This is a genomic window from Microbacterium sp. STRO-1N (genome assembly GCF_057748015.1).
In genome coordinates, this window is record NZ_CM173234.1 from 1,755,325 (window position 1) to 1,769,064 (window position 13,740).

Annotated in this window: 12 protein-coding genes; 8 read left to right on the forward strand and 4 right to left on the reverse strand. The window is 67.1% G+C overall.

Annotated features, from left to right (window positions below; genetic code table 11):
* Positions 1–69 precede the first annotated feature (69 nt).
* Genes AC3ANJ_RS08270 through AC3ANJ_RS08280 form a run of 3 tightly spaced genes read right to left on the reverse strand, consistent with a single transcriptional unit; the run spans position 70 to position 3,898 of the window.
* On the reverse strand, positions 70–2,001 hold the full coding sequence (locus AC3ANJ_RS08270; protein ID WP_488319046.1) for an ABC transporter ATP-binding protein: 1,932 nt from the start codon (positions 1,999–2,001) through the stop codon (positions 70–72).
* Entirely contained in the window at positions 1,998–2,915 is a 918-nt protein-coding gene (locus AC3ANJ_RS08275) for an ABC transporter permease (RefSeq protein ID WP_406245475.1), read from the reverse strand. Before AC3ANJ_RS08275 ends, AC3ANJ_RS08270 begins: the two co-directional genes overlap by 4 nt.
* Positions 2,915–3,898 (reverse strand): ABC transporter permease, encoded by a 984-nt coding sequence (locus AC3ANJ_RS08280; RefSeq protein WP_488319047.1) that lies wholly within the window; start codon positions 3,896–3,898, stop codon positions 2,915–2,917. The genes AC3ANJ_RS08275 and AC3ANJ_RS08280 overlap by 1 nt, the downstream gene beginning before the upstream one ends.
* A 238-nt stretch (positions 3,899–4,136) precedes the next feature.
* Between AC3ANJ_RS08280 and lepA the strand changes: the two genes are divergently transcribed.
* The 3 genes from lepA to hemW are packed head-to-tail and all read left to right on the forward strand — an operon-like array spanning position 4,137 to position 7,932.
* A complete protein-coding gene (gene lepA / locus AC3ANJ_RS08285) occupies positions 4,137–5,990 on the forward strand; it encodes a translation elongation factor 4 (RefSeq protein ID WP_488319048.1) in 1,854 nt (617 codons plus the stop codon).
* Between the two features lie 53 nt (positions 5,991–6,043).
* Positions 6,044–6,697: a DUF1990 domain-containing protein gene (locus AC3ANJ_RS08290; protein ID WP_406245472.1), complete on the forward strand. Its 654-nt coding sequence runs from the start codon at positions 6,044–6,046 to the stop codon at positions 6,695–6,697.
* A complete protein-coding gene (gene hemW / locus AC3ANJ_RS08295) occupies positions 6,697–7,932 on the forward strand; it encodes a radical SAM family heme chaperone HemW (protein WP_488319049.1) in 1,236 nt (411 codons plus the stop codon). The genes AC3ANJ_RS08290 and hemW overlap by 1 nt, the downstream gene beginning before the upstream one ends.
* Here the strand turns inward: hemW and AC3ANJ_RS08300 are convergent.
* Positions 7,922–9,346, reverse strand: coding sequence for a carboxylesterase/lipase family protein (locus tag AC3ANJ_RS08300; protein ID WP_488319050.1), 1,425 nt, complete (start codon positions 9,344–9,346; stop codon positions 7,922–7,924). The two genes, hemW and AC3ANJ_RS08300, sit on opposite strands and share 11 nt — an antisense overlap.
* Positions 9,347–9,456: 110 nt before the next feature.
* On the opposite strand from AC3ANJ_RS08300, the gene hrcA reads away from it, so the two are divergent.
* From hrcA to AC3ANJ_RS08325, 5 genes are all read left to right on the forward strand, one after another.
* Complete coding sequence (gene hrcA, locus AC3ANJ_RS08305; protein ID WP_406245469.1) at positions 9,457–10,485, forward strand: heat-inducible transcriptional repressor HrcA; 1,029 nt, start codon at positions 9,457–9,459, stop codon at positions 10,483–10,485.
* Between the two features lie 2 nt (positions 10,486–10,487).
* Positions 10,488–11,600, forward strand: a complete 1,113-nt coding sequence (gene dnaJ / locus AC3ANJ_RS08310) for a molecular chaperone DnaJ (RefSeq protein ID WP_488319051.1) — start codon at positions 10,488–10,490, stop codon at positions 11,598–11,600.
* A gap of 3 nt (positions 11,601–11,603) precedes the next feature.
* Positions 11,604–12,332 (forward strand): 16S rRNA (uracil(1498)-N(3))-methyltransferase, encoded by a 729-nt coding sequence (locus AC3ANJ_RS08315; RefSeq protein ID WP_488319052.1) that lies wholly within the window; start codon positions 11,604–11,606, stop codon positions 12,330–12,332.
* Positions 12,333–12,342: 10 nt separating this feature from the next.
* Entirely contained in the window at positions 12,343–13,248 is a 906-nt protein-coding gene (locus AC3ANJ_RS08320) for a phosphotransferase (protein ID WP_488319053.1), read from the forward strand.
* Positions 13,249–13,354: 106 nt separating this feature from the next.
* Positions 13,355–13,702 (forward strand): HIT domain-containing protein, encoded by a 348-nt coding sequence (locus tag AC3ANJ_RS08325; protein ID WP_488319054.1) that lies wholly within the window; start codon positions 13,355–13,357, stop codon positions 13,700–13,702.
* Positions 13,703–13,740 lie beyond the last annotated feature (38 nt).

Here is a 13,740-nt window from a genome sequence, read left to right on the forward strand (position 1 = left end):
GGACTGTGCAGAAAGCGTCACAAGACTGTTTCACACGCGTCATCGATCGGTGCGGAATGCGTCCACAGGTCAGCCGGCGACGACCGCCGTCGCGTCGAATCCTTCGACGGGAAGGATGATCCGCTCGCGGGTCCGCTCGATGTCCGGGTCCGGAATCGGGATGGCGGAGAGCAGTGCCTTCGTGTACGGATGCTGCGGGTTGTCGAACACCTGATCGACATCGCCGTGCTCGACGAACGACCCGCGGTACATCACTGCCACGCGATCGGCGATGTGCCGGATGACCGCGAGGTCGTGCGCGACGAACAGGTACGACAGACCGAGCTTGGACTTGAGCTCGTCGAGCAGGTTGATCACACCGGCCTGGATCGACACGTCGAGCGCCGAAACGGGCTCGTCGAGCACCACGACCTTGGGGTTCGTGGAGAGGGCGCGGGCGATGCCGATGCGCTGCCGCTGGCCGCCGGAGAACGCGGTCGGGAACCGGTCGCTGTGCGCCGGGTCGAGTCCGACCAGCGCCATGAGCTCCTCGACGCGGTCGAAGACCTCGTCCTTGTGCATCCCGATCGCGAACATCGGCTCGGCGATGATGTCCCAGACCGTCATGCGGGGGTCGAGGGCGCCCATCGGGTCCTGGAACACGATCTGCAGGTCACGGCGGAGCTTGCGCTCGTCGGAGCGCGACTTGATGTCCGCGACGCTCTTGCCCGCGATGCGGATGTCGCCGTCCTCCTGCTTGACGAGGTCCATGATCTGCAGCAGCGTCGTGGTCTTGCCGCTGCCCGATTCGCCGACGATCGCGAGGGTCTCGCCCTGGCGCACATCGAAGCTGAGGCCCTTGACGGCGTGAACTTCGCCGACCTTGCGCTTGAACAGCGAACCCTTCATCAGAGGGAACGTCTTGTTGAGGTTGACGGCCTCGAGCATGATCGGACGCTCTTCGCGCGGCGTCTGGACGAGCGCGCTCTCGGGGATCTCGGGGACCGGGAACACCGGCATCCCGCCGATCGTGCCGTCGTCGTCGATGTCGTCGGCCCTGATGCAGGCGACATCGTGGTCATCGCCGCCTGCAGTGTGGATCGGCCGCAGCGCCGGCTCGCCGTCACGGCAGGCGTCGATCGCGATCGGGCAGCGGTCCGCGAACGGGCACGCATCCGGCAGGTTGATCAGCAGCGGCGGGTTGCCCTTGATCGGGATCAGCGGCACCTTCTCCGCCTTGTCGACGCGGGGGATCGCGCCCAGCAGACCGATTGAGTACGGCATCCGAGTACGGTAGAACAGCTCGCGCACGGCGGCGTGCTCGACGGGCTTGCCCGCGTACATGACCAGGACGTCATCGGCGGTCTTGGCGACCACGCCCATGTCGTGCGTGATCATGATCATCGCCGCGCCGGTCTCATCCTGTGCCTTGCCCATGAGCTCGAGGATCTGCGCCTGGATGGTCACGTCCAGAGCCGTGGTCGGCTCGTCCGCGATGATCAGCTTCGGGTTGTTCGCCATCGCGATCGCGATCACGACGCGCTGACGCATTCCCCCCGAGAACTCGTGCGGGAACGACTTCATCCGACGCTCCGGCTCGGGGATGCCGACGAGCGAGAGCAGCTCGACCGAACGTGCCCACGCCTCCTTCTTCGACAGGCTGCGATGGACCGTGAGCGCCTCGATCAGCTGGTCGCCGATCGTGAACACCGGGGTGAGCGAGGTCAGCGGGTCCTGGAAGACCATCGCCATGCCGTTGCCGCGGATCACCGAGAGCTGCTTGTCGGTCTTGCCGATGAGTTCCTGACCGTCGTAGACGATCGAGCCGGTGACCTTCGCGTTGTCGTCGAGCAGACCCATGATGGCGAGCGATGTGACTGACTTGCCTGATCCGGACTCGCCGACGATGCCGAGCGTCTTGCCGGATTCCAGGTCGAAGGAGACGCCGCGGACGGCATCCACGCGTCCTGCCTCCGAGGGGAAGCTGACCTTGAGATCGCGGACGGACAGAACTGTACTCATGCGCGACCTCCAGCCGCCGAAGTCGGATCGAGGGCATCGCGCAGTCCGTCCGCGATGAGTGCCATCGAGACGGTCAGCAGCGTCAGGGCGATGGCCGGGAAGTAGAACAGCCACGGCGCGCTGACGAGCGTGCTCGAGCCGTAGCCGATCAGCGCGCCGAGCGAGACGTCGGGGAGCTTCACGCCGAACCCGAGGAAGGACAGCGCCGTCTCGGTCAGCACAGCGGAAACGACTCCGAGTGTGAAGTTGATCACCAGCAGCGAGCCGATGTTCGGCAGCATGTGCCGGGTCACGATCTTGAAGCCGGGCAGGCCGGCGTAGCGCGCGGCGTGGATGTACTCGCGCTCGCGCAGCGAGAGCGAGAGCGTCCAGATGATGCGCGCCGGCATGAACCAGCCGACGATGAACACCATGACCAGTGAGATGACGATCCAGTTGCCGCCCGCGTCGTTGGAGATCATCGCGAGGATCAGGAAGTTCGGGATCACCATCATGAAGTGGATGACCGCCAGCATGATGCGCTCGTACGAGCCGCGGAAGTAGGCGGCCGTCGCACCGACGATGGCCGAGACGGCGGTGGTGCCGAACGCGACCACCACGGCGATCATCATCGAGCGCTGGAGACCGGTGGCGACCTGCGCGAAGTTGTCGTTTCCTGAGCCGTTCGTGCCGAACCAGTGCTCGGCGGACGGCGCCTGCCGCAGTGCCAGGAAGTCCAGATCGGCCGGGCTGTACGGCGAGATGAGCGGACCCACGATCGCGAACAGGACGAGCAGGATGAGGATCACGACGCCGAGCATCGCTCCGCGGTTGCGCATGAAGCGACGCGTGTACAGCTTCATGAGCGACGTGCGCTTGCGCGTCTTCAGCTTGTTCTCGATCTCCGCGGAGACTTCGATTGCTTCGAGGGACATCAGCTCACCCGCACTCTCGGATCGAGGACGACAACGGTGATGTCGGCGAGGATGGCGCCGATCGCCGTCATGAGGGCACCGAACGCGGCGACCGCGACGACGCCATGGATGTCATTGCCGTTCAGGGTCTGGATGAAGTAGCGGCCCATGCCGTTCCAGTTGAAGATCGTCTCGGTCAGGACCGCGCCGGTGAACACGGCAGGGATCGTGAACGCGACCTGCGTCGTGACAGGGATCAGCGACGTGCGCAGCGCGTGCTTGCGGATGGCCTGCTGCTTCGTCAGGCCCTTCGCGCGAGCGGTGCGGACGTAGTCGGCCTTGATGTTGTCCAGTAGGAGTGAGCGCTGCAGGAAGTGGATCGACGCGTAGCCGGTGATGACGAGACCCAAGGTGGGAAGCGTCAGGTGCTGGAGCACGTCGATGAGCACGGGGAAGAAGCCCTCGACACCAGGGCTGGAGGAGCCCACCACGTAGAAGACGGTCGTGCCGACGGCGTTGTTGAAGTTGATCGCCAGGAGCACGAGCGCGAAGCCGGCGACCACCGTTGGGATGTTCATCGTGATGATGCTGGTGCCCTGACCGATGCGGTCTGCGAGCTTGTACTGCCGGGAAGCCGTGTAGACGCCGAGCGCGATGCCGAGGATCGTCGTGATGATCGTCGCACCGAGCACGAGTTCGGCGCTGATCCAGATCCGGTAGGCGACCTGCTCGTTCACCGATTCGCCGGTCGGGCCCATGCCCCAGTCCCAGCGGAAGATGATGCCGGACAGCCACGTCCACCACCGCTCGAGCAGCGGTACGGATTCGCTGAGGTTCCGCGGGACGAGCAGAGCATCGATCTGCTCCTGCGAGAGCGGGGGTCGCCGTCCGACGTAATTGTTCTCAGGATCGAGGAAGTTCCAGGCAAGGAAATAAGTGATGTTCGTCGCGATGACGATCATCAGCACCCACCCCAGGAGGCGGCGCACGAGATACTTGATCAAGGTGATGAGTCTTTCTCTATACAGACGCGCGCGGGATCTTCCGACGCAACGCTGGGTCGGGATGATAGTCAAGCACCATCCGCGGTCTTGCGCGATGCAACACCGTTACGTGTCTGTTACGGAGTCGTATCGCCTGTGGAACTCAGTGTCACTGAGCGAGCCAAGGCAACTTCGCGAGACTATCACTGGTTTCCACGAATCGGGGATTAGGGACGGCTCACCGTAGAATCGTCGGGACATGTCACCACGCGCTCTCACTTCTCTCTCGCCGGCCGCGACGCCGCCCGCGCAGATCCGGAATTTCTGCATCATCGCCCACATCGATCACGGCAAGTCGACGCTCGCCGACCGGATGCTGCAGATCACCGGCGTCGTCTCCGACCGCGACATGCGCGCGCAGTATCTGGATCGGATGGACATCGAGCGCGAGCGCGGCATCACGATCAAGAGCCAGGCCGTCCGGATGCCGTGGCAGATCGACGGCGACACCTTCGCCCTCAACATGATCGACACGCCAGGCCACGTCGACTTCACCTACGAGGTGTCGCGGTCGCTGGCCGCCTGCGAGGGGGCGATCCTCCTCGTCGACGCCGCCCAGGGCATCGAGGCCCAGACGCTGGCGAACCTCTACCTCGCGCTCGAGAACGACCTGCACATCATCCCGGTGCTGAACAAGATCGATCTTCCTGCGGCCGATCCGGAGAAGTACGCCAAGGAACTCGCCTCGCTGATCGGCGGCAAGCCGGAGGACGTGCTGCGCGTTTCGGGCAAGACGGGCGTCGGCGTCGAGGAGCTCCTCGACCGACTGGTGCAGGAGATCCCGGCGCCGAAGGGCGACGCGGACGCTCCGGCGCGCGCGATGATCTTCGACTCCGTGTACGACGCGTATCGCGGTGTCGTCACCTATGTGCGCATGATCGACGGCAGCCTGAGCCCGCGCGAGCGGATCCAGATGATGTCCACAGGCGCGACCCACGAAGCGCTCGAAGTCGGAGTCTCCAGCCCCGAGCCGGTGCCATCGAAGGGACTGGGCGTCGGCGAGGTCGGCTACCTGATCACCGGAGTGAAGGACGTCCGACTGTCGAAGGTCGGCGACACCATCACCACGGCGCGCAAGCCGTCGACCGAGGCGCTGCCCGGTTACACCGACCCGAAGCCGATGGTGTTCTCCGGCATCTATCCGATCGACGGCAGCGACTACGCCGAGCTGCGTGAAGCGCTCGACAAGCTCAAACTGTCCGACGCCTCTTTGCAGTACGAGCCCGAGACGTCCGTGGCGCTCGGATTCGGGTTCCGCTGCGGATTCCTCGGACTCCTGCACCTCGAGATCATCACCGAACGCCTCGAACGCGAGTTCGGCCTCGACCTCATCACGACGGCGCCGAGCGTGATCTACGAGGTGCTGACGAGCGACACCGGGGAGACCGTGACCGTCACGAACCCCAGCGAGTACCCCGACGGCCGCATCGGCTCGGTGTCCGAACCTGTGGTCAAGACGGCGATTCTGCTGCCGAAGGACTACGTCGGCACAGTCATGGAGCTCTGCCAGTCGCGCCGCGGCACGCTGCTCGGCATGGAGTACTTCTCCGAGGAGCGCGTGGAACTGCGGTACAACATGCCGCTCGGTGAGATCGTGTTCGACTTCTTCGATCAACTCAAGTCGAAGACGCAGGGGTACGCCTCGCTGGATTACGAGCCCGCCGGCCAGCAGGAAGCGGATCTGGTCAAGGTCGACATCCTGCTGCAGGGCGAGAAGGTCGACGCCTTCAGCTCGATCGTGCACCGCGAGAAGGCGTACGCGTACGGCACGATGATGGCCGAGCGCCTGCGCAAACTCATCCCTCGCCAGCAGTTCGAAGTGCCGATCCAGGCGGCGATCGGTGCACGCATCATCGCCCGCGAGACCATCCGAGCGATCCGCAAGGACGTCCTCGCCAAGTGCTACGGCGGTGACATCACCCGCAAGCGCAAGCTCCTCGAGAAGCAGAAGGAGGGCAAGAAGCGCATGAAGATGGTCGGCCGGGTCGAGGTCCCCCAGGAGGCGTTCATCGCTGCGCTCTCCGGCGACGTCGACGGCAAGGACAAGAAGTAGTCGGGTCCGCGGGTCGGAGGACCCTCCCAGACAGGATGGGTAGGCTGGAGAACATGCGGCGCGGTACCTTCCGAGACGACACGGTGGACTATGCGGCCGTGGGGGCGACGCACGCCCCCGACCTCATGCAGTATCCGCCCGAGCACAGCATCCCCGCGGAGCAGTCCTGGCGGATCGGCAGCGGGGTCGAGCGATTCCGCACAGCCGGCGATGCTCTCCTGTCGTGGACGGCGCAGCGCGCGGCCGGACTCTCGGTCGAGGACGTGCGGCCGGCATCCGGACCCTCCTATGCGGGTGTCAGCTTCGATGCCGAGGGCAACGCGATCGCTCCCAGCCGCCGTGACGTGGAGCAGCGGTTCGATTCGGAAGGCCTGCCGTACGCAGGCGCAGGAATGACTCTGCACCTTCGCGGACGCGTCGCAGGCATGCGCGCCGACGCCGAGCTGCGTGTGATCTCGGTGACCGAGGACGCCAGGCGGGTCGGATTCGTACTGGGCACCGTCGGCGGTTCCGTCGTGCGCGGCGAGGAGTCCTTCGATATCGAGTGGCGCGAGGACAACGACGAGGTCTGGTTCACGGTGCGCGCGTTCGATGCGCCCAACGGCTTGCTGTATCGCACGCTTCCCGGGCTCGTGAAGCGTCGGCGTCGAGAGCTCTTCGCGCGGTACCTGCGCGCGATCTCGCCGCTGTACGCGACTCCGCTCTGATGGCGGGTCCTCTTCCGATCGGCGACCCGGCTCCTGTCGACGGTCGCCTGCCCGCCGATCTGCGCATCGATTCCTCGACGTCGTTCTCGGCGTATCTGCACGTGCCGTTCTGCCGGGTGCGCTGCGGGTACTGCGACTTCAACACGTACACCTCGAATGAGCTGCGGGGCGCCAAGCAGGAGGACTACGCCTCCACGCTGATCACCGAGATCGAACTCGCGCGCCGCGTTCTCTCCGAAGCCGGCGAGCTGCGCCCGATGGACACGGTCTTCTTCGGCGGCGGCACACCGACGCTGCTGCCTGCCGGCGACCTGGCGCGGATGCTGACCGCGGCGACGGATGCATTCGGCCTGCGCGATGGGGCCGAGGTCACGGTCGAGGCCAACCCCGACACGGTCACGCCCGCCGTGGCGCAGACGCTCGCCGATGCCGGAGTCACCCGCCTCTCGATCGGAATGCAGTCCGCCGTGCCCCACGTGCTCGCCGCCCTCGACCGCACGCACGAGCCCTCGAACGTGCAGACCGCCGTCGAGGCGGCGCGCGGAGCAGGGCTGGCTGTCAGCGTTGACCTGATCTACGGTGCGCCGGGAGAGTCGCTCGAGGACTGGAGTGCATCGCTGGATGCTGCGCTCGCGCTCGACCCTGATCACATCTCGGCGTACGCGCTCATCATCGAGGACGGCACGAAGCTGGCGCGCCAGATCCGTCGTGGTGAGGTTCCGGAACCGTCGGACGATCTGCAGGCAGACATGTACGAACTCGCGGATCGCGTTCTCGCCGAGGCCGGATTCGAGTGGTACGAGGTGAGCAACTGGTCCCGTCCTTCACACGTGTCGGGGACCGTGGACAACCGGTCGCGCCACAACCTCGCGTACTGGCGCGGCACGGACTGGTGGGGGTTCGGCCCAGGAGCGCACAGTCACGTGGCGGGTCTGCGGTGGTGGAACGTCAAGCATCCTGCGGCCTACGCCCAGCGACTCGCCGGCGGTGAGTCGCCGGCCGCCGGCACCGAGCGTCCGGATGACGAATCCCGGATGCTCGAGCGGGTGCTGCTACTGAGCCGGATCCGAGAGGGCCTCGTCATCGCAGAGCTTCCGGAGGCGAACCGCACGCGGGTCGCCGGGCTGATCGCCGATGGGCTCGTCGATGCGGGTGCTGCACTCGGCGGTCACGTTCAGCTGACGCTGAAGGGGCGCCTGCTCGCCGACGCGGTCGTGCGAGAGCTCACCGACTGATCGGCAGCAGATCCAGCGGTTCCTGTCGACGCTGAGGGGCATCGATGATCCGCGTGTCGTACACGCGGGTGAGTCGGCGCTCGTCGAACGCGGGCCAGCCGGGGTCGCCCGTTGCGATGAAGCGGACCCAGTCCGCATTCATCTCCGCCGCGAGGGATGCCGGAGCATCCGGACCGGAGAGCCGCTGCGACTCGGCATCCGTCAGCGTGTCGAAGACGAAGCCGAGTTCGAGCGCATGCGCGGCTCGGAGATCGCGGGCCGGACTCTGCCAGGCGAATTCGTAGACGAACGTCGGCGACGGCTTGGCGGCCGCGACGCGGGTCGCGGGGGAGCGGAGGATGAAATCCGTCGCCACCTGACCGAAGATCTCGCCGGTGGCCGCGACGGGCCACGTCTTCCGATACGCACGCACCGCACGGGCGGGGATCCGCAGGGCCAGGCGGGCCGCGAGCAGCGTGAACGCCGTCACCCCGGCGAGTGCCTGCGGGGTGAACCAGAGGCGGTACTCGTCCGTGTTGGTGCCGATGAGCAGCGGGGTCTCGATGGTCGGAAGGACATGGTGGGGCGAACGCGGCAGCGACTCCTCGTCGATCACCAGCTGGAATCCGGGTGCGCCGCCCATCGGAGTGCTTCCCGCCGATTGCCTTTGTCGCGCCTCGAGCAGAGCCGCAGGCGAGACGGCTGAGAACGCTGCGCCGGACGCGCGAATGCCGAGATGCTCGGCGAGCTGGGCTGTCACGCGTCCGCCCTGCTTCGCGGACTGCGCCTGGAGGGGGCCCGACTGGATGATGGCGCGGGCGATCAGGGCCCGGGAGTCGTCGCGGGCGAGAAGCCCGGAGACGAGCGTGCCGCCGGCGGATTCGCCCATCACAGTGATGCGGGCGGGGTCACCGCCGAATGCGGAGATCTCCCGGTGCACCCACTCCAGTCCCGCTGCGACGTCCCGCAGACCGAGGTTGCGGGGGACGCCGTCGAGGACCGAGAAGCCCTCGGAGCCGAGACGGTAGCCGATCGAGGCGAAGACGATGCCGGTTCTGGCGAAGGCGGTTCCGTCGTACCCGGGCAGGGCGGGCGTGCCGCGCTCCAGTGCGCCGCCGTGGATCCACAGCACGACGGGCGCGTTCGCGGCATCCGATGGCGTCCAGACGTTCGCCGTCAGAATGTCGTCACCGGGGATCTCGACGCTGCCGAGGAGCTCGCCGATCGCACCCGGGTACGGCAGCTGCGGAGCGGTCGCTGCGAAGGCGGTGGCGTCGCGGACGCCGTCCCACTGCGCTGGCGGGCGGGGAGCGCGGAAGCGGTTCTCGCCGAAGGGCGGTGCGGCGTACGGGATGCCGAGAAATCGGCGGATCCCGGCATCCTCTTCGCCTCGCACAGTGCCGGTGGAGATCGTGACCTGGGGCTGCGCGCTCATATCCAGCATCGTACGGGCGCGCCTATCCGCGAGATGAACGCGGCCGGGCCCGCCCAGCGGGTAGAATTGGCACTCTGAAGCGGTGAGTGCCAGCGGGAGGGAGACGGGTCATGGTCAGTGAGCGCGGTCTGCAGGTCCTTCGTGCGATCGTTCAGGACTACGTCGCCACCCACGAGCCGGTGGGCAGCAAATCGATCGTCGATCGCTACTCGTTCGGCGTCTCGGCGGCCACCATCCGCAACGACATGGCGCTGCTCGAGGACGAGGAGCTCATCACGGCGCCGCACACGTCTTCCGGCCGTGTTCCGACGGACAAGGGCTACCGGGTCTTCGTCAATCACCTCGCACAGCTGCGACCGCTCTCGACGGCGCAGCGCAGTGCGATCGAGATGTTCCTCGCGGATCCCGCCGATCTCGACGATCTCATGGCGCGCACCGTTCGGGTGCTCACCCAGCTCACGGGACAGGTCGCGCTGGCGCAGTACCCGTCGTTCGCGCGTGCGCATCTCACGCATCTCGAACTCGTCGCGCTCGCGCCGAACAGGTTGCTCGTCGTGCTCGTGACCGATGCCGGCGGGGTCTCCCAGCGCATCGCAGGGCTGCCGGTCGACCTGGATGAGGCCGAGGTCGCCGTGCTGCGTGCCCGGCTGTCGGCGTCCATAACCGGACGGGCTGTCAGCGAGGCCCGTGAACTGGTCGGCGCGCTGGCTGCGGCGGTGAAGCCCGGCCGTTCGGAGATCGCGCAGCGCGTGCTGGCCGGCGTGATCGCCGAGGAGCTGGACGAGTTCCGTCAGGAGAAGCTCGTCATGGCAGGAGCGGCGACGCTGGCGCGACGCGAACAGGACTTCCGGGGCAGCATCCATCCGCTTCTCGAGGCGATCGAGGAGCAGGTGACGCTGTTGCGGCTGATGAGCGAGATGGTCACCGACGAGCAGGGACTCGCGGCCAGCATCGGAACCGAGAACGAGCCGTTCGGTCTGGGCGAGGCCTCGATCGTGGCCAGCAACTACGCCACCCCTGGTGGGATGGCGCGGGTCGGCGTGATGGGCCCGACCCGGATGGATTATCCGAGCAATCTGGCGGCAGCGCGGGCAGTGGCCCGCTACCTGTCCCGGCTGCTCGACGAAGACGAGAGGTGACTGTGGCGGACCACTATGAGGTCCTCGGGGTGGCGCGCGACGCCTCCCAGGACGAGATCAAGAAGGCGTACCGGCGTCTCGCACGGCAGCTGCACCCGGATGTGAATCCGGGTGATGACGCCTCGGAGCGGTTCAAGCTCGTCACGCACGCGTACGACGTACTGAGCGACGAGGAGTCGAGACGCCGCTACGACATGGGCGGCGACGAGAACGGCGGATTCGGAGCAGGTGGCTTCGGCGGGTTCGGGGACATCTTCGAGACCTTCTTCGGCGGAGCGGGCGGCGGACGCAGCGCGCGGCCCCGATCGCGGCGGGAGCGGGGACAGGACGCCCTGGTGCGAGTGAACCTCGACCTCGGCGACGTGGTCTTCGGCGCTCATCGCGACATCGAGGTCGACACCGCGGTGCTCTGCGAGACGTGTCAAGGATCCTGCTGCCAGGAGGGCACGTCGCCCGTGACCTGCGACATCTGCGGCGGCTCCGGTCACGTGCAGCGCCAGGTGCGCAGCCTCCTCGGAAACGTGGTGACATCCCAGCCCTGCGGGACGTGCGAGGGCTACGGGACGACGATTCCCTACCCGTGCGCGACCTGCGGTGGCCAGGGCCGCGTCCGGTCGCGTCGGACGGTGTCGCTCGACATCCCGGCCGGCGTCGAGACGGGGCTGCGCCTTCAGCTGCCCGGCTCCGGAGAGGTCGGCAAGGCCGGTGGCCCGAACGGCGATCTGTACGTCGAGGTGACCGTCGCGTCCCACCCGACCTTCAGTCGCGAGGGCGACGATCTGCTGGCGACGCTCGAAGTCGCGATGACGGATGCCGTCCTTGGCACCGAGACGACGATCGAGGGACTCGACGGGCCGGTGGAACTGGAGATCCGTCCCGGCGTGCAGTCCGGTGACGTGCTGACCATCAAGGGGCGTGGCATCACGCCGTTGCGGGGGACCCAGCGCGGAGACCTGCGGGTCGGGGTGCAGGTGCTCACGCCCACCAAGCTGGATTCGGCCCAGCGTCGACTGATCGAGGACTTCGCGAAGAAGGCCAAGGCCCCCGAGCCCCAGCTCGCGCAGTTCCAGCAGGGGCTGTTCTCCAAGTTGCGCGACCGGTTCCGCGGGCACTGAGTCATGGCGCTGCATTTCGTCGTCGAGTCCGCATCGGATGCCGGTGAGGGAAGCATCGTCTCGCTCACCGGAGCCGAGGCGAAGCACGCCGCCGTCGTCCGGCGGGTGCGCGTCGGCGAGGCGGTGACGATCGGCGACGGCGCCGGCGTGTGGCTGGAAGGCGAAACCGTCGACGTGTCCGCGTCGCGCGTCGATGTGCGGGTGATGCGCCGGGTCGCGAGGGAACGGCCGTCGCCGCGTCTCGTGCTCGTCCAGGCGCTTGCGAAAGGCGATCGGGACGAACTCGCCGTGCAGGCGTCGTGCGAGCTCGGCGTCGACGAGATCGTGCCGTGGCAGGCGGCGCGCAGCATCTCGCGCTGGGAGGGCCCGAAGGCCGTCAAGGGACGCGAGCGCTGGGCCTCGATCGTGCGGGAGGCCGCCAAGCAGGCGCATCGCGCGTGGGTGCCCGAGGTGATGTCGGTGACGTCGACGGCGCAGCTGGTTCAGCGCGCCGCAGATCAGCGCGTGCTCGTGCTCGACCCGACCTCGGACGTTCGCCTGTCCTCGGTCGTCCCGGATGGTCGTGATCTGGTGCTCGTCGTGGGCCCGGAGGGCGGGATCAGCCCGGAAGAACTCGAGCGGCTGTCGTCTGCGGGCGCCGAGTGCGTGCGACTGGGGGATACGGTGCTGCGCACTTCGACCGCAGGACCCGCTGCGATCGCTGTCCTTTCGGCGAGCCTCGGACGCTGGTGATCTGGGCTCCATGACTGCGTCGGCCCGGCACGAAGACCTCGGATTGCGTGCGTGGGCACTGGCGCGGACGGCTGCCGAACGGATCGTCCGAGTCGACGAGACCGGGCTCGCCGGTGGAGCAGTCTCGGATGACGTCGCGCGGGTGCGATTCCACGGCGACACCGGTGCCGAGATCTCGGTCGTCATCAAGACCGCGACCTCGGCGGAGATCGCCGGTCTCCTGCAGGCGCAGAAAGTCCGTGATGACGGGGGAGTGATCCCCGAACTGGTCGCTTCCGGCGCGGACTGGGTCGCTGTTCCTTTTGCGTCCGGGCGTCCTCTGGGTGGCGAGGCGCTTCCGGACGATGTCGTGCGCGCGCTCGCGTGCCTGCATGCCCGATACCTGTCGGAGCCGCCGTCCGGAGTTCCCGTCGTGACCGATCTCTGGTGGCGGCAGATGCTGCTCGACTGGGGAGTGCCGTTCGTGCGGAACTCCCGCACGCCGGCGAACTCCGCAATGGCGGAAGAGGCCGTTCGGGTGATGACCGCTGCGGCGGGCCATCCGTCCGTATCGCGCATCCTGTCCGGCATCCCCGCGACCCTCGTACACGGTGATGTGCATGGTGGGAACGTGCTGGTCGGGGAGAAGGGCAGCCGACTGATCGACTGGGGGAGCGCCCGCGTGGGGTCGGCGATGCTCGATCTGATGAACAGTCCCGATCCGGACGGCGCTGTGCTCGCCGCGTATCGGACGGTCCGGTCAGCTCTGGGCGTGCCGCTCAGCCCGGTCGAAGAAGTGACCGGTGCTTTGTGGGCTCGAGTGCAGATCGCGATGCAGTATCTGCCATGGGTGGTGACCCACGAGCCGGCCGATCGCGCAGCGGTTGCGCTTGATCGCGCCACGGAGGCGCTCCGGGTGCTGGATCACTTCGTCTGAGCGCCTGACCGACCCGAACGTGTGGTTCAGATGAACATGACGCGTGCGGGTGGGCGGGCGGTCTGAACCACGGCCGCCGACGTGGCCCGGCGGATAGACTGAACGCATGACGGAGCCCTCCATCTTCACGCGCATCCTCAACGGAGACATCCCCGGTGAGTTCCTGCTCGACACCGAGCGGGTCTTCGCGATCCGTGACATCAACCCGCAGGCACCGTTGCACGCGCTTGTGATCCCCAAGACCGAGCAGTACCGCGATGTCACCGAGCTCGCGGCCGGTGACCCGGCTCTGCTCGCAGACATCGTCGCCGCAGCCAAGCGCATCGCTGACGAGCACGCGAACGGCGAGTACCGACTGATCTTCAACAACGGCGTCAGCGCCGCACAATCCGTTTTCCACGTGCACGCACACGTGCTCGGCAACCTCGAAGAGAGCGACCTCGTTGGCTTCTGACGACACGAACGGCGCCACAGAGCGCATCTATGCCGATG

What these genes read in the sequence shown, in the direction of transcription:
- AC3ANJ_RS08270 (WP_488319046.1), bottom strand. Translation starts at nt 2,001, where the DNA reads ATGAGTACAGTTCTGTCCGTCCGCGATCTCAAGGTCAGCTTCCCCTCG.
- AC3ANJ_RS08275 (WP_406245475.1), bottom strand. Translation starts at nt 2,915, where the DNA reads ATGTCCCTCGAAGCAATCGAAGTCTCCGCGGAGATCGAGAACAAGCTG.
- lepA (WP_488319048.1), top strand. Translation starts at nt 4,137, where the DNA reads ATGTCACCACGCGCTCTCACTTCTCTCTCGCCGGCCGCGACGCCGCCC.
- AC3ANJ_RS08290 (WP_406245472.1), top strand. Translation starts at nt 6,044, where the DNA reads ATGCGGCGCGGTACCTTCCGAGACGACACGGTGGACTATGCGGCCGTG.
- hemW (WP_488319049.1), top strand. Translation starts at nt 6,697, where the DNA reads ATGGCGGGTCCTCTTCCGATCGGCGACCCGGCTCCTGTCGACGGTCGC.
- AC3ANJ_RS08300 (WP_488319050.1), bottom strand. Translation starts at nt 9,346, where the DNA reads ATGAGCGCGCAGCCCCAGGTCACGATCTCCACCGGCACTGTGCGAGGC.
- hrcA (WP_406245469.1), top strand. Translation starts at nt 9,457, where the DNA reads ATGGTCAGTGAGCGCGGTCTGCAGGTCCTTCGTGCGATCGTTCAGGAC.
- AC3ANJ_RS08315 (WP_488319052.1), top strand. Translation starts at nt 11,604, where the DNA reads ATGGCGCTGCATTTCGTCGTCGAGTCCGCATCGGATGCCGGTGAGGGA.
- AC3ANJ_RS08320 (WP_488319053.1), top strand. Translation starts at nt 12,343, where the DNA reads ATGACTGCGTCGGCCCGGCACGAAGACCTCGGATTGCGTGCGTGGGCA.
- AC3ANJ_RS08325 (WP_488319054.1), top strand. Translation starts at nt 13,355, where the DNA reads ATGACGGAGCCCTCCATCTTCACGCGCATCCTCAACGGAGACATCCCC.